This window comes from Paenibacillus curdlanolyticus YK9, from assembly GCF_000179615.1.
Classification (GTDB): Bacteria; Bacillota; Bacilli; order Paenibacillales; family Paenibacillaceae; genus Paenibacillus_T; species Paenibacillus_T curdlanolyticus.
On sequence record NZ_AEDD01000011.1, the window covers coordinates 157,389 to 178,121 of the forward strand.

The following is a 20,733-nucleotide window of genomic DNA, read 5'->3' on the forward strand; positions in this document are numbered from 1 at the left end:
ACTTCACCGGTGGGACCCGTTATCGTCCAGCTAAGGCGATTGCCCGATGACCCGTATCCTTTTTGCATGGATGCAGCGGCGGGGCAATAACCAGGGTGGTACCGCGAGATCTTCGTCCCTGTTCATGACAGGGGCGTTTTTGTTTTTTACAACTATTTGTATTTATTGGAGGTCGTTTTCCTATGAAGGCTAGTGAAATACGTTCGAAGTGGCTTGCTTTCTTCGAGAGCAAAGGACACCATATTGAACCGAGCGCATCGCTCGTCCCGCATAACGATCCGTCGCTGTTGTGGATCAATGCCGGCATGGCGCCGCTGAAGCCGTACTTTGACGGCCGCGTCATCCCTGACAACCCGCGTATTACGAACTCGCAAAAGTGCATTCGTACGAACGATATCGAGAATGTCGGCAAGACGCGTCGCCACCATACGTTCTTCGAAATGCTCGGCAATTTCTCCATCGGCGACTATTTCAAAGAAGAAGTCATTACGTGGGCATGGGAATTCCTGACGGACAAACAATGGATCGGCTTTGATCCGAGCCGCTTGTCTGTAACGGTCTACCCGGAGGATACGGAAGCGTTCGAATTCTGGAATAAAAAAATTGGCCTTCCGGAAGAGCGGATTTACAAGCTGGACGAGAACTTCTGGGATATCGGCGAAGGCCCTTGCGGTCCTTGTACCGAAATTTTCTATGACCGTGGCGACAAATATGGCGATTTGAACGATCCAGAATGTTGGCCAGGCGGCGAGAACGAACGTTTTCTGGAAGTGTGGAACCTCGTATTCTCGCAGTTCAACCATAACAAAGACGGCAGCTACACGCCGCTTCCGAATAAAAACATCGATACAGGAGCTGGTCTCGAGCGTTTCGCTTCGATTTTGCAGGATGTGGATTCCAACTTCGACACGGATCTGTTCCGTCCGATGATTGACCGCACTTGCGAGATTGCCAACGTTTCGTACCATGTGAATGCTGACCATGATCTGGCGCTGAAAGTGATTGCCGATCACATCCGTACTGTGGCATTCGCTGTAGGCGATGGCGTATTGCCATCCAATGAAGGACGCGGTTATGTTATTCGCCGTCTGCTCCGCCGCGCGGTGCGTTATGGCAAATCGTTAGGCATCGACCGTCCATTCTTGTTCGAGCTGACCAAAGTGGTTGGGGATGTAATGGGCATGTACTATCCAGAGGTTGTCGAGAAGCGCGAGTTTATCGAACGCGTAATTCGCACGGAAGAAGAACGTTTCCACGAAACGCTGTCCGACGGTCTTACGCTGCTGGGCGCGCTCGTTTCGCAAGTACGCGAGGCAGGCAAGAATGAAATTAGCGGAGAAGATGCGTTCCGTCTGTACGACACCTATGGCTTCCCGTTCGATTTGACCGAGGATTATGCATCTGAAAATGGCCTCACCGTTGACCGTGCCGGATTTGACTCGGCGATGGAAGCGCAGCGGGAGCGCGCGCGTGCAGCGCGCCAAGAGACGGGCGGCATGAACGTACAGGGCGGACCGTTGTCGGAGTTAACGGAGAAGAGCGAATTCGTCGGCTATAGCGAGCTGACGACGAATTCGAAAATAACAGCGATCGTTCATGAGGATTCGCTCGTTGATATTGCGGGCGAAGGCAGCCGCGTGCTCGTGCTGCTCGACCGTACGCCTTTCTACGCGGAAAGCGGCGGCCAGATCGGCGATCGCGGCGTCATTCAAGGCGATGGGTTCGTGCTGAACGTCGAGGATGTGACGAAAGCGCCCCAAGGCCAGCCTGTGCATCATGCGATCGTAGCAAGCGGAACGGTTCGCGTTGGCGAAAGCGCGCAAGCTAGCGTGGCACGCGACCTTCGTGAAGATATCGTGAAAAACCATACGGCAACGCACTTGTTGCATAAAGCACTCAAGGAAGTACTCGGCGAGCATGTTAATCAAGCGGGCTCCCTCGTGAAGAGCGACAGCTTGCGCTTTGACTTCTCGCACTTTGGCGCGATCACCGAAGAAGAGCTGGCGGACATCGAGCGTCGCGTGAACGAGCAGATTTGGATCGGCACGCCGGTTGTCATCGAGAGCAAAGCGATTGCTGAAGCGAAGGCAATGGGCGCGATGGCGCTATTTGGCGAAAAATACGGTGATGTTGTTCGCGTCGTGCAAGTCGGCGGTTACAGCATTGAGCTGTGCGGCGGCTGCCACGTCGCGAACACCTCGCAGATTGGCACATTCAAGCTGATTGGCGAGAGTGGCATCGGTTCAGGCGTTCGCCGGATCGAAGCGGTGACTGGCCGTCACGCTTATGCTTATATGGAAGCTCAATTCGATTTGCTGAAGCAGGCTGCAGGCTTGCTCAAGTCCAATACGGCTGATGTGCCAAAACGGATTGAAGCGCTCTTCGGACAAGTGAAGGAGCTCGGCCGCGACAACGAGTCGCTCCAAGCGAAGCTGAGCCGCATCGAAGCGGGCTCATTGACGGATCAAGCGAAAACGGTCGGCGACGTTACGATATTGACGGCTGCAGTAAGCGCGCCAAGCATGGATGCGCTTCGCGGAATCGTTGACGAGCTTAAAGCGAAGCTGCCATCCGCGATTATTGTATTAGGTGCGGCACAAGACGACAAAGTGAATTTGGTCGCCTCCGTATCGCCTGATTTCGTGAAAAAAGGGTTTAATGCAGGCAAGCTTGTGAAGGAAGCGGCAGCTGTATGCGGCGGCGGCGGCGGCGGGCGTCCGGATATGGCGCAAGCCGGCGGCAAGGATGCCTCCAAGCTGGCTGATGCATTGAAACTTGCGGAAGAACTAGTTCTTGCACAAGCAAATGTGATATAGTAATAATTGACACTGCCGTTTATTAAGCGGTTTCCAAAGCGAGGTGCTGGCGATGAGCTCCATGGACAATACGATGAAATTCGACGTAAAGGCGGAAGGATTGGAAGCATCGGCGAAGGACATTCTGCTCCAAGTGCATGATGCGCTCCTGGAAAAGGACTATAACCCGATCAACCAGATCGTCGGCTATTTGCTGTCTGGGGATCCTGCGTACATTCCGCGGCATAACAATGCAAGAAGCTTAATCCGGAAGAAAGAACGAGACGAGCTGATCGAAGAGCTTGTTCGGTATTACTTAAGCGGACATAAATAAGACGGGAGCCTGGCGAGAAACGTATGCGAATTATGGGTTTAGACTACGGGGACCGTAATATTGGCGTCGCGGTTAGCGATGCTTTCGGCTGGACGGCGCAAGGTACTGGTGTTGTCCAGCGGAGGCATAATCGCGGCGAGTTTGACGAGATTGCCCAGCTAGTGAAGGATCACGAGGTTACGGAGATCGTTGTCGGATTGCCGAAGAACATGAACGGCTCCGTTGGGCCGCGTGGAGAAATTTGCATAGCATTTGCAGAGGAGCTCCAGCAAAAGCTAAACTTACCTGTTCACCTTTGGGACGAAAGGTTGACGACCGTATCTGCAGAGCGAACGCTCCTGGAGGCGGATGTCAGCCGAAAGAAACGAAAGCTGGTCGTGGACAAGTTAGCCGCGACATTCATTTTGCAAAACTATCTCGATTCTAAGGCGAAAAGGTGAGGGTGAGCTATGGCTAAAGAGGAAAAAGGATTCGAAGAGCCGGAAATCATTTATATTCCGGACGAAGAAGGCAACGAGGAAGAGTTCGAAGTCATCATGAAATTCGAAGTGGATGGCTCTGAGCATAAGTACATGATGGTTGTGCCGCTGGAATCCGATAACGAAGAAGAAGATGAAGTATACGCGTTTCGTTATGAAGAAGAAGGCGACGACCTTAAGCTATACACGATTGAAGATGAAGAAGAGTGGAGCATCGTTGAGGAAACGTTTAACACGCTGCTCGGCGAGCTCGATGAGAGCGATAACGATTAATCTCAAATCGAATTGCGGATAACGCAGTAGGAAAAGGAAGGAAGGTGCCGGTATGCACGAGGTCGGCATGTCGCCGCAACGCGGGACGAAACTGAAAGAGAAATACGGCAAATTTATTGAGTTAACGAGCGGCGACGGCTCGGAAACAGCTTACCGGATCATGTCCGAGTTTCAGCTTGGCGAGCATTATTACGCGGCGCTTCAGTCCGAAGCGATGCGTGAAGAGGGCGAAGTCGAGATGCTGCGTTTGGTCGTAGGCGGAGAAGAGCTGCAGCTCGAGAACATCGAGAGTGACGAAGAATGGGAAACGGCAGCAGAAGCCTATGATACGTTGTGTTTTGACGAGCATGACAGCTAAGGGCCAACGCTAGAAGCGCCTTTTCACACCACACTATAGTTGAAACGAATGGGGCGGCCAACACCGCCCTTTTTCGTGGAAATGGAGGAGCACAAGTTGTCGCAATATCCGCAATCGGAATCCTACTTGGATGATGAAGACAACGATTATCCATCAAGAGGCCCACGTAAGAGCCGAATCACGATGTGGGTAATCCTGTCGCTGCTTGGCATTATCATCATTGGCGCAGGGAGCGTCGCGCTTTATATTTGGAATGGGCTTCGTCCAACAGCAGCTGGCGACGTAAAGCGAGTTGAAGTGAAGAACGGGATGTCGCCGTTTATGGTCGCTGAAACGCTTGAGGATGAAGGCATTATCCGCAACGCATTTATAGTTAAGTACTACTTGAAGCTGAAGGATGAGGGCGCGCATTTCCAAGCGGGCAGCTACGATATGACGCCGGGTATGGAGCTGGATGCGGTTATTGCGAAGCTGAATGCAGGCGATACGGTGAAGGAAGCAACGGTCAAGTTTACGATTCCAGAAGGCTTTACAGCGACGCAAATAGCCGACAAACTGAGTGAAGAAGGCATTGCCAGCCGAGAAGAGGTAATGAAGCTCATCGACACAGACCGCAAGTGGGAAGACGTTGATGCAGTTCTTCAAATTCCAGCTAAAACATCCGTGCTTCATCGGCTTGAGGGCTATTTGTTCCCTGAAACCTATGAGGTGAAGAAGGGCTCTACGGCTGAGGATGTCGTGCATCGCATGTTGAGCGAGATGGACCGGAAGCTCGACAGCATCCCGGAGCTGGACGAAGCGTTGGCGACCAGAAACATGACGCTGCACCAGCTGCTTACTGTTGCCTCGCTTGTTGAGCGGGAAGTGGTCGTAGATGAAGAACGCGCGCGCGTTGCCGGCGTCATCTATAACCGATTAAAAGAGGACATGCCTTTGCAGATCGACGCAACGGTGCAATATTTGCTCGATAAGCAGAAGGAGCGGCTGATGGAGAAGGACCTGGAGGTCGACAGCCCTTATAATACGTATCGAACAAAGGGATTGCCGCCTGGCCCGATTGCCAGCCCAAGCTTGAAGTCCATTCAGGCTGCGCTTCAGCCGGAAGCGTCAGATTATCTTTACTACGTAACTAAAAAAGACGGATCGCATTCGCACTTATTTGCAAAAACGTACAAGCAGCATTTGCGCAATATCGAGCTGAGTAACGAAACAGCTGAGCAATAAGGGGGAGGCAGCTGCTCAATCGCAGCGCTCATCGCCAAGCGAATACGACGGAGGAAGGCATCGCGGGATAGCCGGCGATGCGCCTCCGTCTTATCTTTTTTTCATGCTGGCGCAGAGGAATGCAGTTGTTAGGAGGATGAATGCTTATGATGGCCTACAAGCCGGAGCTGCTCGTAACGGCAGCGAATTTGGATGAGTTAGAGCGTTTTATCGAAGCAGGCGCAGACGCGGTCATTATCGGTGATGCGCGGTTTGGAACGCGGCTTGCCGGGGAATTTGACCTGAATCAGATGGCGGAAGCCGTTCGAATCGCCAATCGCAGCGAGCGTCCGATTCGTATTTATGGCGCAATGAACAATTTAATGGATAACGGTTCGCTTGAGGCGCTCCCTGATTATGTTGCTGGCTTGGTGCAGGCTGGCGTAAGCGCAGTCGCTTTTGGCGATCCTGCCGTGCTAATGGCAGTCCGTCAGCATGCGCCGCAGCTCAAGCTGCACTGGAACGCGGAGATGACCTCGACGAATTATGAGACCGCCAACTTTTGGGGCCGCCGGGGAGCGACGCGGGTTGTTGCGGCTCGGGAGCTCAATATGGAGCAGGTTATCGAGATGAAGCAGAAGTGTGTGCTGGAGGTTCAAGTTCAAGTGCACGGCATGACGAACATCTACCATTCTAAGCGTTCGCTTGTTCAAAGCTATATGGAGCACCAAGAGAAACCTATTCAGATAGGGGAAGCTGGCCAAGAAGCGAACATCTATCTGATGGAGGCGGAGCGGGCTGACGAACGATTCCCAATCTATGAAGATGCGAATGGCACGCATGTGATGAGCTCGGACGATTTGTGCATGCTTGAAAATTTGCATGAGTTGATGGAGGCTGGCGTCGATAGCTTCAAAATCGAAGGCCTGCTCAAGCCGGCCGATTACAATGAAACGGTTATCCGATCGTATCGCGCAGCGATTGATGCTTATTGCTCAGCACCTTCGGAATATCGATTCAAGGAGGAGTGGCTCGAGGCGATTCAAGCCAAGCAAGACCCGAATCGCGAGCTTAGCTTCGGATTTTTCTATAAAGAACAAGTGTATTGATAGGAGGTTATCCAAGTGACTGTCCAATCAGCAACAACGACAGGACGTAAGCTGACAGGCAAGCGTTATCGGCTGGACAAGCCGGAGCTGCTGGCGCCTGCTGGCAACTTAGAGAAGCTGAAGTTTGCAGTCCACTATGGCGCGGATGCTGTCTATATCGGGGGGCAAAAATACGGCTTGCGCTCCAATGCGGACAATTTCAGCTTCGAGGAAATGCGAGAGGGCGTCGAGTTCGCTGCGAAATATGGCGCCAAAGTGTTCGTTGCTACGAACATCTACGCGCATAACGAGGATATTGAAGGGCTTGAACAATATTTGATCGGGCTTGAGACGGCAGGCATTGCAGCGATAATCGCTGCTGATCCGGTCATCGTCGAGACTGCTCAACGGGTTGCGCCAAAGCTGGAGGTGCATCTGAGCACTCAGCAGTCGACCTTGAATTGGCAGGCCGTTCAGTTTTGGAAGGATGAGGGGCTGCCGCGCGTCGTGTTGGCGCGTGAAGCAAGCTTGGAGGAAATCGCAGAAATTAAAGCGCATGTCGATATCGAAATCGAGGCATTCATTCATGGCGCGATGTGCTCCTCATTTTCCGGCCGCTGTGTGTTGTCCAACCACTTTACAGACCGCGATTCGAATCGGGGCGGCTGCTGCCAATCCTGTCGCTGGAAGTATGATTTGTTCATCGACGCCGAGCAGTTCGAGGATAACGGCGACCAATTTACGATGGGCTCTAAGGATCTGTGCATGATTGAGCATCTGCCAGCCCTTATCGAGGTTGGGATCGATAGCTTCAAAATCGAAGGCAGGATGAAGAGCATTCATTATGTTGCCAGCGTTGTAAACGCCTATCGCCAAGCGATCGATGCTTATTTCGCTGATCCAGAAGGTTATGTGCTGAAGCCGGAATGGCTGGAAGAGATTCATAAAGCGGCCAATCGTCCGTTGAATACGGGTTTCTTCCTGGATGTGCCGGGAGCGGAGGATCACATCTACGAGCCGGAGGATAAAGCTGCGCCTTATGATTTCGCTGGTATTGTCCTTGATTATGATGCGGAGAGCCGCATTGCGACGGTACAGCAGCGCAACCATTTTAAGCCAGGCCAAGAGATTGAATTTATCGGCCCAGGCGGCGTATTTTTTAAACAGACAGTAGGCGAACTACGCGATTTGGAAGGCAATGTGCTGGACGCAGCAAGACATCCGCTGCAAGAAATTCGTCTTTCGGTCGAACAGCCGGTGAGGCCGATGGACATGATGCGCAAACGCATTCGGTAATTTCAACTATCGTTTAAACCTTTAAACTTAGAAGCTGTTCAACACGTTGTCTATTGCATCAGGAGCACAGGCGACAGTTGTCAGCTTCTTTTTAGCATAAAAGGAACAATTCGACACATTCTTAAAAAAGTTTATCGAAAAAATGTTGCGTTTCCATATTTTTAAGCCTACAATCATGCTGGTACTATCCGATATATAAAGTGTAGGTAAAAGGTTTTGTTATAGGACTTTGGTAGTATTTGCTACCGTTCTACATCTTACATATTTCAGAGCAGGTGGTGTCATCGATGTCGGGGAAAACAAAGACAGCAAAAGAGAAAAAGACTAAGACAAAAATCCGATTGGCGTCGGGGATTAAAACGCTCAATGCGGACAAATTCAAGGCAAGCTGGTTTAATCCAAGCCGTTCAGTCGGCGCCAAAATGTTTTTGTTTATTTTTGTTAGCATTCTGGTATGCGTTTTAGTAGTCGGAATGCTTGCATACAACACCTCGAAGAGCATTATTCGAACGAATGCGATGAATTCGAGCTTCCAAACGATTCAACAAGCAGGCGGAAAGCTGGGGCTCATGTTCGAAAATTATGAGGCATTGACGCTTCAGGTTATGGTCGATGCTGAAATTCAAGAGCAGCTCAGAATTATTCAGGATCCTGCGGTCGAACAGTATGAAGGGTTTCAAGCGACGCAGAAGCTGAATTCGCTGCTCCAGAAGTATGTACTTAGCAACAGCTCGATCACCAACGGCTATCTCATACCGCTTAAGGAAGGCGAATACGCGCTCGGCAGCTCTGCTTTCGACAGCAAGAAAGCGCATGAAAGCCCTTGGTATAAGCGTATGGTCGGCGGGGATGGACAAGCGGTGTGGATTGAAACGCAGCCGAAGGGCTTAAACGGCTACATTCCTGAGCCGACGATTGGTGTAGGTCGATTGCTCAAAAACACCACGACGAATCAAGCGCTGTTCGCCATCGTATTCGAGATAAAATTAAGCTCGGTTGAAGAAGCGCTGGGTAACATTTCATTAGGTGATGGCAGTACGGTAGCGCTCGTGGATGATAAGAATCAATACATTAGCTATATAGGCGAGGATGCCGCTGAGAAATACGGCAAACCAAGCGATACCACCATTCCCAACAGCGGTGAGGAAGCCAAATCGGGATCAGTCGAGGTGGATGATGCAGCTGGAGCATCTGTTCTTGCCGCATATGAGTCCTTTAATACCTCCGGCTGGCGGATTGTAGGCAAAACGCCTGTTGATCAGCTAGTCAAGGATGCTAATGCAATTTTCGTTATGACCTTTATCGTCACGGCCATTGCTGCCGTTGCAGCGGTAGGCATCAGCTACATGCTGATCCGGATGTTTGCTCGTCCGCTCGTACAGCTCCGCAACTTGATGAATGAAGGCGAGCGCGGCAATTTGAGCGTTCGGCTCCATCTGAAGCGTTCTGACGAAATTGGCCAGTTGACGGATAGCTTCAACCGAATGATGACGGAAATTACGTCACTTGTCGATCAGACGAACGTGTCGGCCAAGGATGTGCTGGATACGGCGAGCGAGCTGACGGAAGCATCCCGGAAAACGGCCGTCGCATCCAAAGAAATTTCGGTTGCAACAGAGGAAATCGCCGGGGGCGCAACGAGCTTGGCGATGGAAGCAGAGCGCGGCAATGATTTGACGGCAACGATCAATACGCAAATGAAAACCGTTATGAGCGCTAATAACTCAATGGAGCAATCGGCAGCAGCTGTCGAACAAGCCAGCGAGCAAGGCACACTTCACATGAACAGCCTGATTCAGAAGACGGGCGAAACGGAAGAAATGACGCGCAACATGGTCAGCAAAGTCGATAAGCTGAAAGATTCGACGTCTTCCATTCGTAAAATTTTGGACGTATTGAACAATATCACGAAGCAAACGAATATTTTGTCCCTTAATGCAACGATTGAAGCGGCGCGTGCTGGCGCAGCAGGCAAAGGCTTCATGGTTGTAGCGGACGAAATTCGCAAGCTGGCAGATCAATCGCGCCAATCCATTGATGTCGTGGGCCAGATTACAGAGACGATTCAAAAAGAAATTGATGAGACGGTAGATGTGCTGTCTGAAGCTTACCCGATCTTCCAAGAGCAAGTGGCGTCGGTTAAGGAGTCGAACCAGATTTTCCTGACCGTACAAGGTCATATGAGCCGTTTCGGAGAGAGCTTGGGCTCTGTAACGGAAGCGATTGGCAAGCTTGATGAGTCGCAAAACGTATTGACAGACGCGATGAGCAGCGTGAGCGCAGTCGCCCAGCAATCGTCTGCTACCTCTGAAGAAGTGGCATCGCTTAGCACGGAGCAGCTCAGCATCAGTGAAGGGCTCGTTCGACTGTCGAATCGACTGGAAGATGTTTCGAACAAGCTCAAAGAATCGTTGTCGAAATTTACGACTTCTAATCACTAGTGAATCGATTTCACAATGAATAAGGCTTCTCGCAATTATTCGTCATATCTCCTGCTCCTTGCTGTCATCCTTATGACGGCAGGGAGTTTTTTTGTTTTGCGATCGTGACATTCGGCAATAATGGTTGAGTAATGATGGGTAAATGTTATGTTCGATTAGGAAGGGAAGATCAATTCGCCTTGAACAATAGATTGGTTAAAGTCGCAGTCGGTTTCGTGGTATTGTTCGCAATATGGGAGTGGAAGATGGCATCCATCTCGTTGTGGCCGAGCCATGATCATCCTGAGAGCCGTTCTGTTGCACAGCTGGCTGTTTCGCAGCGGAATCAGGAGCTGATGATCGATTCAGGCCGAGGCGATTTTGTCGATCGATTCGGAATGCCGATTACGGGGAAGACGATTCATACGTTGGCTGTGTTTCCGATTGCAGGTGACCGAGGCAGCCAGGAGCAACTTAAGCGCTTGGCTTCGCTGCTGCATGAAAATGTGAAGGAGCTGGCACTGCGGTTATCCGAAGTAAAACAGCCGACGCTTTGGGCGGATGCAGGAAAGCATGAGCCCATGAGCTTAACGGCTGAGCAATTGGAAGCTTTAACGAACATTCATTTGGAAGGCATTCGCGTCGTTCCTTATCGGCAACGCTACTTGGCGCCATACGCGGCAGCGCAAACCATCGGTTTCATTAGCCAGCACCCCGAGCGGGTACAAGCCGAATACGGGCATGAATATGCGACAGGCATGATGAAGCTTGATGCGGTAATCGGGGCATCAGGTCTTGAACGCTCGCTTGATCGGCTGTTAAGAGGCGGCAAAGAAACGATGGTTTCTTATTATTTGGATGCTGCAGGAGAGCCGCTGCGCGGATTGGATCTGAGAGTTGTGTCCCCCGTTAATCGGCTGTACCCGTTGACAATCGTAACTACGCTGGATCTTCAGCTTCAGAAGCAAATCGACCGCTATATCGATCTTCAAGGATTAATGGAAGGGGCGGTCGTCGTATTGGATACGGAAACAGGTGATATCGTTGCGATGGCTTCGCGCCCTTCCTTGAACCCGGGCCGGATAGGGGCTGAAGGAGCCGATGAAGCAAACCATGCGATTCGTGCGGTTGAGCCAGGGTCGATCTTTAAGCTCGTGACGGAAGCTGCGGCATTAGAAGCTGGCGTTACCTCGCCGAACGAGACTTTTCATTGCACTGGCGAATATGGAAAGTATGGCTTATCAGATTGGAAGAAAGGCGGCCATGGCGATTTGACGCTGCGGCAAGGCCTTGCCCACTCGTGCAACATTGTCTTTGCAACGATTGCAGAACGACTTCACGCGAAACAGCTGGCGGATACGGCATTTCGGCTCGGTATCGGAAGGCAAGTCGGTTGGCACTCAGCGGAATCAATCGGGCCAATCGCAGGGCCGCTCAGGCTCTTAATGGAGGAGGAGCCGGGGACATTGTTTGCTACTGCAATGGCAAATGATGATGGAGGGCTGCTAGCACAGACTGGGATTGGGCAAAGAGATGTCAAAGTCTCTCCGCTTCAGGCGGCGAATATGATCGCGACTATCGTTAATGAGGGGAAAGGGATTGAGCCTCGCTTGGTGAAGGAGGTGCGGTATGCCAACGGGCAACGATTTGCTTCATTCCCAATCAAGCCGGCATCCGAAACGAAGGGGCGTATTTCGCCTGCAACGGCAGAGGAGTTGAGAAGGGGGATGGAGGATACGGTAGCGGAAGGCACTGGTCATTCGATTCGCGGCGGGATATGGGAGGTCGCCGGGAAATCCGGCACGGCGGAAGTGGTGCGGTCAGGCTCCGATCGCGTGAATCAATGGTTTATCGGTTATGGACCGGCCAAGCGTCCTCGTTATGCGATAGCGGTGCTTGCGGAAAATCGTCCGCCGAACAGTCCGAATCAAGCGACGCAGTTATTTCGCGGCATTATGGATCTTGCAGCGCAGCATGACAAGGAGACCGGAAACCATTAGTCGTTGAGCGGAGTGCAGAATAGACAAAAAGCCGCAGGAGCGATGCTCCTGCGGCTTTTACTTTTTAATATAAGTCTGATGGTTGTATTAATCTTGATCGCCGACAGGCTCTGCGGGCTGGTTCTCATACTCGCCTTGCGGGAGGCGGATCCAGCGATGGAAGTAGCCTTGATCGTACAGCGCTTTGAGGAGAATGATCAAAATCGGGGACAAAATAACGCCTGCAATTCCGAATAAGGAAAGCGATATGATCATGAACGCCAGCATGGTGAAGGCAGAAACCCCAAGCGTGTCTCCCGTAATTTTAGGCTCTAAAATTTGGCGGGCAAGGACAACTGTCAAAAATAGCGCAGATACCCAGATTGCCAGCGTCGTTTTGCCTACAATGAACAAGTAAATAATCCATGGAACGAACACCGTGCCGACGCCCAGCAGCGGCAATACGTCGAATATCGCGGATACAACCGAAATCGTAAACGCATTATCGACCCCGAGGAGCAGCAAGGAAACGAAGATGACGATAAAGGTGATCGATATCAGCTTTAGCTGCGATTTGAGATAGGCGCCTATCCCTTTAAACACATTATCCCGCAGGAAGGAGAACGCCTTCTTGAACGTGTTGGGCGTCTTATCCGCGGCGACCCGTTTCCAATCTTTGATCTCCACGCTTAGGAAGTAAGCTAGAATAATCCCGATTGCGAAGTTGAAAATAAAGGCGGAGAAGCTGGTCAGATAGCTGGAGATGGTCAGCAAAAATTGCGTCGCCAGATGCTGGCCCTTGGATGTAACGTAATCGACGACCTTATCGAATTGCCCCAACAGGTCAGGCGGAAGCGTATCCATCTTGGCGGCGATCCAATCGGAATGAAGCGCAACCTGATCTTTCATAATTTGCTGATAGACCGGCAGCTTCTGAATGAGCCCGTTCGCCTGATCTGCAATAATATAGCCCGTTCCCAGAAATACGCTTAGAATAACAAGTGTAAATAGCAGCACGCTAATGGCGGAGGCGATCGATTTCTTAATGCCGAGCTTGTTCATCCACCGAGCTGGCGGTTCAATAAAGATGTAGATGAAGAACGATAAGAATACCGGGGTTGCGATCTTATACAAGTGGCTGAAAGCAAACATGATAAGATAGACGGTAAGGGCAATCAGCGCGATATCAAACGCAGTCCGCCAATATTTTTTATAGAAGGTAATCAAGTAAGTGCAGCTCCTTTGGCAAAATGAGTGCTTATTGCATAAGCGGCAGCATAGGCATACTTAACATACATTGTTGTCCATTACCACCAATTCTATTGTACTACAGTTCGGAAAATGGTGCCTATTTTTGTTGAACGTATGTTACAATTGAGGGAGTGCTTTCGATGAGTAACACCGCCGGTTAACGGCGGAATAGATATAGAAATCTGGTGGGACAATCGATGCAAAATTTACTCATGCTCATTTTTTATGTCTTTTCGTTCTATGCCTTTCTACCGGGTTTAATTAGTCGTACATTTGGATTTCGTGCTTTCAAACGCGGCAGAGTCGAGCGAGAGATTGCTTTAACGTTTGATGATGGACCAGACCCGAGATATACCCCGCAGCTGCTTGATTTACTGAAACGGTATGGAGCGAAGGCGACCTTCTTCGTTGTAGGCGCCCATGCAGAACAGCATCCAGAGCTACTGAAGCGCATGGTCGAAGAAGGCCATGTCATTGGGATTCACAATTATGAACATAAAACGAATTGGCTGATGCGCCCGAAAACGGTCAAACGACACATCCATCGGACAGAAGATGTCATCAAGCGGGCGACAGGATCTCGCGCGATTTATTATCGTCCGCCGTGGGGCATCGTCAATATGTTCGACTATTCGCTTGGCAACCTGCACATTATTTTATGGTCCTCGTTATTCGGTGATTGGCGATACAAGCTTGGCGCTAAGCGGCTTGAGCAGCGGCTGATGCGGAAGCTGAAAGCGGGCGAAGTCATCCTGCTGCATGATTGCGGCACGACACCGGGCGCTGACGAACGCGCGCCTGAGAACATGATTAAAGCGCTCGAAGCTTATGTAGCAGAAGGAACGCGCAGAGGTTTCCGATTCGTCGCGATTGATGAGATGATTGCTTTGACGGAGAAGAGCAAAGCGTTGGTGCCAAGCCGCGTGAAGCGTATCATGATCCGGCTGTGGTTGAGCTGGGAACAAATTTTCCATACGGTGTATCGGACTATTCCAGTCGGATATCCGGAGCCGTCGTTCCATTATCGAATGACCAAGTATCATGGCGGTGATCTGCCTTTAGGCGAGAATCAAGAGCCTCTCCGCAAAGGCGATCCGATCGTTGAGCTGCATTTTGACAACAAGCTGCTGATGAAAATTGCGCATAAGTCTTCGTCTCCTATTGCGTCAGCTATTCGATTAGTAAGGGCGATGGAGAAGGAGCTTCCCCATCTTGCAGCCGTTATTGGGGAGGATCCGATTGCAAGAGAGGCGAAGGCGATGTATGGCGTGACCATGATAACACGGGGCGCTGATCGCTTAGGGTTCCAAATCCATGACTTGCCCAAAGGTGTTTTCTTGCGAGTAACGAAATTATATTTGCGTTTATTGATGAGCGTCTTAACGCCCTCGAACAAGAGCGGAAGCGATAAGAAAAGCGATAAATTGGCGAGCGAAATCATTCCTCGCATCGTTACCTTCTCGATTCCTGAGCTGCTGAAAATTGCGCAATCTGCCAAAGTGGTCTCTGTACAAGAGAAGGAATCAAGGCGTAATCGGAGCGTTTCCCGTCCGGTTCAAGATGCGGAGCAAATGGATATGGAGCTGGATGGTGCTGTAATGGAGCGTCCAGGCGGTTAGTGCTTTCGCGATGGTTATATGACCCAACGTACCGTTAGGGCCTCTCTGTAGGAGAGGTCATAACGGTTTTTTCTGTTGGGGCGAAGCGTAAGCTGGCAGCATGTACTTGTCCCGGATAGGGGAGCCTAACGATCACATATAAAAAAGACCCGCCATATAAGCGGGTCTTATTATACGCTGCATGCTTTGCTGTTACTTAAGAACTGCACCCATGCTTGCATTCGTTACGAGTCGCGAATAGCGAGAGAGGTAGCCTTTGGTAACCTTCGACTCGAAGCCTTGCCATTCAGCCTTGCGGCGTTCCAGCTCTTCTTCGTCGATAAGAAGGTTGATCGTACGGTTGTTCAAGTCGAGCTCGATCTCTTCGCCATCGCGTACGAATGCGAGTGGACCGCCTTCAGCCGCCTCTGGCGAGATGTGACCGATGCTGATGCCGCGCGATGCGCCGGAGAAACGTCCGTCGGTGATGAGGCCGACCTTAGCGCCCAGGCCCATACCCATAATTTGCGATGTAGGAGCGAGCATCTCAGGCATGCCTGGTCCGCCTTTCGGTCCTTCATAACGAATTACGACGACATGACCTTCTTTGATTTTGCCGTTTGCGATGCCTTCGAGGCACTCTTCTTGCGAATCGAAGCAAATGGCAGGGCCTTTATGGTAGCCGCCAACCGATTTGTCGACTGCGCCGACTTTCACGATTGCGCCGCCTGGAGCGATGTTGCCGAACAGAACAGCGAGTCCGCCGCGCTCCGTATGCGGGTTGTCGAGGGTATGGATAACTTCCGTATCCAAAATGTCGCATCCAGCAACGTTCTCACGAAGCGTTTTGCCCGTTACCGTGAGTGTTTCGCCGTGAAGCGCGCCTTCTTTTTTGAACAGCTCATTCAGTACGGCGCTTACGCCCCCTGCATTATGAACGTCCTCGATATGCCAATCCGATGCTGGCGCGATTTTGGCCAGATGAGGTACGCGGTTTGCTACTTCGTTGATGCGTTCGATTGGATAGTCGATGCCTGCTTCGTGTGCCAGCGCGAGCGTATGGAGAACCGTATTCGTCGACCCGCCCATTGCCATGTCGACAGCGAATGCATTGTCGATTGCTTCCTTGGTTACGATATCGCAAGGCTTGATGTCTTGCTTGATCAGCTCCATCAATTGGCGAGCCGATTTCTTCACGAACTCTTTGCGCTCTGGCGCAACTGCAAGGATCGTGCCGTTGCCTGGCAGCGCAAGGCCAAGTGCTTCAGCCAAGCAGTTCATCGAGTTTGCCGTGAACATGCCGGAGCAAGAGCCGCAAGTCGGGCAGCCGTATTGCTCGAGTTCCGTCAAGCTTTTCTCGTCGATTTTGCCGGATTGGAAAGCGCCAACGCCTTCGAATACGCTCGACAACGAGATGGAACGGCCGTCAGACGTTTTGCCGGCTTTCATCGGTCCGCCGCTGACGAAGATCGTCGGGATGTTGATGCGAAGCGCAGCCATCATCATGCCTGGCGTGATTTTGTCACAGTTCGGGATACAGACCATGCCGTCGAACCAGTGCGCGTTCACGACTGTTTCTACGGAGTCAGCGATAATTTCGCGGCTTGCCAGCGAGTAGCGCATGCCGATGTGGCCCATTGCGATGCCGTCGTCGACGCCAATCGTATTGAACTCGAATGGTACGCCGCCTGCTTCGCGAATCGCTTCTTTAACGATTTTGCCGAATTCCTGCAAGTGAACATGTCCAGGAACGATGTCGATATACGAGTTGCATACCGCGATGAACGGTTTGCCGAAATCTTCTTCTTTTACGCCAGCTGCACGAAGCAAGCTGCGGTGAGGCGCCCGGTCAAATCCTTTTTTGATCATATCGGAGCGCATTTTGTTGTTTTGTGCCGACATTGAAGTCCCTCCCATGAGTTTGTCCATAGCTAATAGTGTACCACAATGGGCGGTAAGTGACTACCGGAACGTGGGGCAGATTGCCCCCATCAATGGCATAATCGCCCTGTCGGACACGATATCTTAACGAGATGTTAAGAAACGCTTAAACCTTGTTAAGGTGCTTGCTGCCGTAAGACAAAGCGATCCGCCTTCGTGTATAGTAAATGTAACTAACGTCGACATAAAACGGAGGAAACGATTGTGACGCGTACGATTCTAATTGTCGATGACGACCGCCAGATTGCGGAGCTTGTCGATATTTATTTGCGAAATGAAGGGTATTCAACTGCAATTGCCGGCGATGGGGAGGAAGCGCTCCGGATGTTCGAAGCGCAGCCATTCGACCTCATTGTGCTCGATGTGATGATGCCGCGAATGGATGGGCTGGAGCTATGCAGGCGCCTGCGAAGGGATAAGTCAGCTGAGACCGTGCCGATTCTGATGGTAAGCGCCAAGGCGGAGGATATGGATAAGATTATGGGCCTGATGACGGGGGCCGACGACTATATGACGAAGCCGTTTAATCCGCTGGAGCTGACTGCGCGCGTCAAATCGCTGCTGCGCCGATCGTATCAATATAGCAAGCCTGCCAAGTCCGAGGATGACGGCAGCTTATTTATCGGCGGGCTCAAAATGGACCGTACGACGCATAAAGTGGAAGCCGATGGCCGTTTGCTTCATTTGACCTCAACAGAGTTTGGCATCCTCTATCTGCTGGCGAGCCAGCCCGGTCGTGTCTTCAGCGCAGAGGAGATATTCCAGCACGTGTGGCGCGAAAAATATTTTGAGTCGAACAACACGGTTATGGTTCATATTAGCAAACTGCGGGACAAACTCGAGCAGGAGACTGGCGATAAGCTGATTGCAACAGTATGGGGAGTCGGGTACAAAATCGATGCGTAATATTGTCGTCCGTATGTCGCTCCGGCTCATTTGGCATCTGTTTTTTGCTATGGCCTTGTCGTTTATAACCTATTTCCTGCTGATTTCGGTAGGTCTTCAGCTCTTGGTGCAATTTCCGAAAATGTATCGCGCGACGGCGGATTTGGCGATCGGTCTCGACGAAATGTTCGTGCCCAGCCTGCTGATCGCTATGTTTTTGTTTTATTTGATCCTGCTCCAGCTTCGGCAGTACCAGTATCTCGCACGCATCATCCGCTCTGTTCAGGATATCGCCGAAGGAAACTTCAATCATCGAATACCGGTCCGGCAAGGGAACGAGCTGACGGAGCTGGCGGAAATTACGAACCAGATCGTATCGCGCATGTCGGAGACGCTGGAGGACCAGCGCAGATCCGAGCAGGCCAAGAACGAGCTGATTACGAACGTCTCACATGATCTTCGAACGCCGCTTACGTCAATTATCGGCTATCTCGGATTAATCGAGCAGGACCGTTATCGCGATGAAATCGAGCTGCGCTATTATGTGCAAATCGCGCACGACAAGTCCAAGCGGCTTGGCATTCTGATCGAGGATTTGTTCGAATATACGCGGATGCGGCATGATGCGATTCCGCTCAAGCGGACGGAATTTGACTTGATTGAGCTGCTGAGGCAGCTGCTGGTGCAATATCGCGTCGCATTGTCAGAAGCGGGGCTCGAAGGCGCTATGCAGACGGAGGAGCCGGCGGTTCCAATGTTTGCAGATGCCGATAAGCTTGTTCGCGTATTTGAAAATTTATTTGCGAATGCAATCGCTTATGGCAAGGAGGGCAAAAGGCTGGACATCATCGTTCGATCCGAGGATGGCCATGCAATCGTTGAAGTGATGAATGATGGCGAGCCGATTCCTTCCGTCGATTTGCCGCATATATTTGACCGGTTCTATCGCGTGGATAAATCGCGCACCGAAGAGGCGGGCACCCGGGGATCGGGCTTGGGGCTTGCCATTGCCAAGAGCATTGTCGAACGTCACAATGGCACGATTGCGGTCGTTAGCGACACGTCCCGGACTGCTTTCGTGCTGCGTTTGCCGATGCACAAGCCTTATCCGGATGCGTAGGAGGCAAATATAAAGCAAACTTAAGGTTTTCTTATGAAAGGGTTATGGATCGGTTTCGGTTTCGTTAAATCGGCTTTCGTACAATGAGGATAATCACTTGATGTACGGAGGTTCGCTAATGAAACGAATGTTGATTGCTATTGTTGCCGTCGCGGCGGTGCTTGTTTATATCCAATCGACAGGCTCTGCGCCGGGTTGGCTGTTTGGCAAAGGGGCTGTTCCTCATATTGAAGCAAAATCTGCGATATTGATCGATGCGAATACCGGACAGACGATTTTTGCGCAGGGAGCGAATAAAGCGCTGCCGCCGGCCAGCATGTCGAAGCTGATGACCGAGCTTGTCGTGCTGGAAACGGTGCGTGCGGGGAAGCTGGGGTGGAAGGATCAAGTAACGGTGAGCCCTTATGCAGCTAATGTCCTTGGAGCGGGCGCAGGTTTGAGAAATGGCGAGCGCCACACGGTTAAAGAGCTATTCGAGTCGATGGCGGTTCATTCGGCCAATGATTCGGCAGTCGCGCTAGCGGAATGGATTGGGGGCAGCGAGCGTGAATTCGTCAAGCTGATGAACGAGAAAGCAAAAGCGATCGGGCTGTCGGACAGCACGGTATTCGCTAACGCAACCGGCCTTAGCAGCAGTGACCTTGCAATGTATGCGCAATCGGCTGCGGCTGACGGAGAGACGGTGATGACGGCTCGTGACGTAGCGCTGCTGGCACGCTATATGATTCGCTCGTATCCTGAGGTGCTGACGATTACTTCAAGAGAGGCCGTCGGCTTAAATCCGGGTGCATCGGATGATGCCGCATTGCGAACGACGAATCTGATGCTGCCGGGAGAGCGATTCGCTTATCCGGGCAGCGACGGGTTGAAGACGGGGTATACGGAACGCGCCGGGTACTGCTTTACCGGTACGACCTCAAGAGGCGGAACGCGGTTAATTGCTGTCGTGATGGGGGCGGAGTCAGCTGACGGCCGATTCATCGAGACGGAGCGGCTATATGATCTTGGCTTTGGCGAGAAGAAAGGAGCAGGGAGCAAGCTCGCGGCCGGCATATCCCGCTTGCTGCTAACGGTTGCGCCTTCACGAACAAACGGATAAGTATCCTGTTATTAGGCAATTAGCTCATTGTTAGACCTATATTGAAGCTATTCCTATCCTGTTGGATGAGGAATAGCTTCTTTTTTGTTCGGATGCCGGGAATTGGTTCACGATATTACTGTTAAGTTTGCGTGATGTTTACAGGTAGTTCGTAAAGCGATTGAATGAAAATGACACACTTATGTAATAAAACCTAACATAAAATAGTTTACACCTCATTTGGAGGCTACTATAATATGGATAGATTGTACCGCGTTAAGCGGCTAAGTAGTCGAATCCTTCATACGAATGAGGTGTAACGCAATGCAGCTGACGGAACGCGAGAAGGAAAAGCTGCTCATTACGGTCGCGGCTGATTTGGCCAGAAGGCGTATGCAGCGAGGCGTGAAGCTTAATTATCCCGAAAGCATCGCGCTCATAACTTCAGAAATTATGGAAGGCGCGCGAGACGGCATGACTGTCGCGGCGTTGATGGCTTACGGCACAACGATATTAAAGCGCGATCAGGTCATGGAAGGCGTGCCTGAGATGATTCACGAAGTGCAGGTTGAGGCGACGTTTCCGGACGGGACGAAGCTGGTGACGATCCATCATCCTATAGGAGAGTGAACACG

Annotated in this window: 17 protein-coding genes; 15 read left to right on the forward strand and 2 right to left on the reverse strand. The window is 51.3% G+C overall.

Translation table 11 applies throughout. The features are described 5' to 3' along the window. The first annotated feature begins 182 nt into the window (after positions 1–182). The 10 genes from alaS (at position 183) to PAECUDRAFT_RS19640 (ending at position 12,246) form a co-directional block, all read left to right on the forward strand. The gene (alaS, locus tag PAECUDRAFT_RS19595) at positions 183–2,816 is read left to right on the forward strand and encodes an alanine--tRNA ligase (protein WP_006039881.1); all 2,634 of its coding nucleotides are present in this window, start codon (positions 183–185) and stop codon (positions 2,814–2,816) included. A gap of 52 nt (positions 2,817–2,868) precedes the next feature. Continuing rightward, on the forward strand, positions 2,869–3,129 hold the full coding sequence (locus PAECUDRAFT_RS19600; protein WP_006039882.1) for an IreB family regulatory phosphoprotein: 261 nt from the start codon (positions 2,869–2,871) through the stop codon (positions 3,127–3,129). A 23-nt stretch (positions 3,130–3,152) separates the two neighbouring features. Further along, positions 3,153–3,569, forward strand: a complete 417-nt coding sequence (ruvX, locus tag PAECUDRAFT_RS19605; RefSeq protein ID WP_006039883.1) for a Holliday junction resolvase RuvX — start codon at positions 3,153–3,155, stop codon at positions 3,567–3,569. 9 nt (positions 3,570–3,578) lie between these two features. Then, positions 3,579–3,881 (forward strand): DUF1292 domain-containing protein, encoded by a 303-nt coding sequence (locus PAECUDRAFT_RS19610; RefSeq protein ID WP_006039884.1) that lies wholly within the window; start codon positions 3,579–3,581, stop codon positions 3,879–3,881. Between the two features lie 52 nt (positions 3,882–3,933). Continuing rightward, a complete protein-coding gene (locus tag PAECUDRAFT_RS19615) occupies positions 3,934–4,239 on the forward strand; it encodes a DUF1292 domain-containing protein (RefSeq protein WP_233516791.1) in 306 nt (101 codons plus the stop codon). Between the two features lie 96 nt (positions 4,240–4,335). Then, positions 4,336–5,463 carry an endolytic transglycosylase MltG gene (mltG, locus tag PAECUDRAFT_RS19620; protein ID WP_006039886.1) on the forward strand — a complete coding sequence of 376 codons (1,128 nt, stop codon included), beginning with the start codon at positions 4,336–4,338 and terminating at the stop codon, positions 5,461–5,463. Positions 5,464–5,612: 149 nt separating this feature from the next. Continuing rightward, on the forward strand, positions 5,613–6,551 hold the full coding sequence (locus PAECUDRAFT_RS19625; protein WP_040713496.1) for a peptidase U32 family protein: 939 nt from the start codon (positions 5,613–5,615) through the stop codon (positions 6,549–6,551). A 15-nt stretch (positions 6,552–6,566) separates the two neighbouring features. Further along, complete coding sequence (locus PAECUDRAFT_RS19630) at positions 6,567–7,826, forward strand: peptidase U32 family protein (protein ID WP_006039888.1); 1,260 nt, start codon at positions 6,567–6,569, stop codon at positions 7,824–7,826. A gap of 287 nt (positions 7,827–8,113) precedes the next feature. Then, a complete protein-coding gene (locus tag PAECUDRAFT_RS19635; RefSeq protein ID WP_006039889.1) occupies positions 8,114–10,267 on the forward strand; it encodes a methyl-accepting chemotaxis protein in 2,154 nt (717 codons plus the stop codon). A gap of 179 nt (positions 10,268–10,446) precedes the next feature. Continuing rightward, positions 10,447–12,246, forward strand: a complete 1,800-nt coding sequence (locus PAECUDRAFT_RS19640) for a peptidoglycan D,D-transpeptidase FtsI family protein (protein ID WP_158306260.1) — start codon at positions 10,447–10,449, stop codon at positions 12,244–12,246. Positions 12,247–12,333: 87 nt separating this feature from the next. Here PAECUDRAFT_RS19640 and PAECUDRAFT_RS19645 read toward each other — a convergent pair whose 3' ends face one another. After that, complete coding sequence (locus PAECUDRAFT_RS19645) at positions 12,334–13,452, reverse strand: AI-2E family transporter (RefSeq protein ID WP_006039891.1); 1,119 nt, start codon at positions 13,450–13,452, stop codon at positions 12,334–12,336. A 221-nt stretch (positions 13,453–13,673) separates the two neighbouring features. Between PAECUDRAFT_RS19645 and PAECUDRAFT_RS19650 the strand changes: the two genes are divergently transcribed. After that, a complete protein-coding gene (locus tag PAECUDRAFT_RS19650) occupies positions 13,674–15,095 on the forward strand; it encodes a polysaccharide deacetylase family protein (RefSeq protein ID WP_006039892.1) in 1,422 nt (473 codons plus the stop codon). Positions 15,096–15,287: 192 nt separating this feature from the next. On the opposite strand, the gene ilvD is transcribed toward PAECUDRAFT_RS19650, so the two are convergent. After that, a complete protein-coding gene (gene ilvD, locus PAECUDRAFT_RS19655; protein ID WP_006039893.1) occupies positions 15,288–16,976 on the reverse strand; it encodes a dihydroxy-acid dehydratase in 1,689 nt (562 codons plus the stop codon). Positions 16,977–17,219: 243 nt separating this feature from the next. Between ilvD and PAECUDRAFT_RS19660 the strand changes: the two genes are divergently transcribed. From PAECUDRAFT_RS19660 to PAECUDRAFT_RS19675, 4 genes are all read left to right on the forward strand, one after another. Continuing rightward, positions 17,220–17,921 (forward strand): response regulator transcription factor, encoded by a 702-nt coding sequence (locus tag PAECUDRAFT_RS19660; RefSeq protein ID WP_006039894.1) that lies wholly within the window; start codon positions 17,220–17,222, stop codon positions 17,919–17,921. After that, a complete protein-coding gene (locus tag PAECUDRAFT_RS19665) occupies positions 17,914–19,020 on the forward strand; it encodes a sensor histidine kinase (RefSeq protein ID WP_006039895.1) in 1,107 nt (368 codons plus the stop codon). The genes PAECUDRAFT_RS19660 and PAECUDRAFT_RS19665 overlap by 8 nt, the downstream gene beginning before the upstream one ends. Before the next feature lie 118 nt (positions 19,021–19,138). Continuing rightward, positions 19,139–20,119, forward strand: coding sequence for a D-alanyl-D-alanine carboxypeptidase family protein (locus PAECUDRAFT_RS19670; protein WP_006039896.1), 981 nt, complete (start codon positions 19,139–19,141; stop codon positions 20,117–20,119). 303 nt (positions 20,120–20,422) lie between these two features. Then, positions 20,423–20,728 carry an urease subunit gamma gene (locus tag PAECUDRAFT_RS19675; RefSeq protein WP_006039897.1) on the forward strand — a complete coding sequence of 102 codons (306 nt, stop codon included), beginning with the start codon at positions 20,423–20,425 and terminating at the stop codon, positions 20,726–20,728. Positions 20,729–20,733 lie beyond the last annotated feature (5 nt).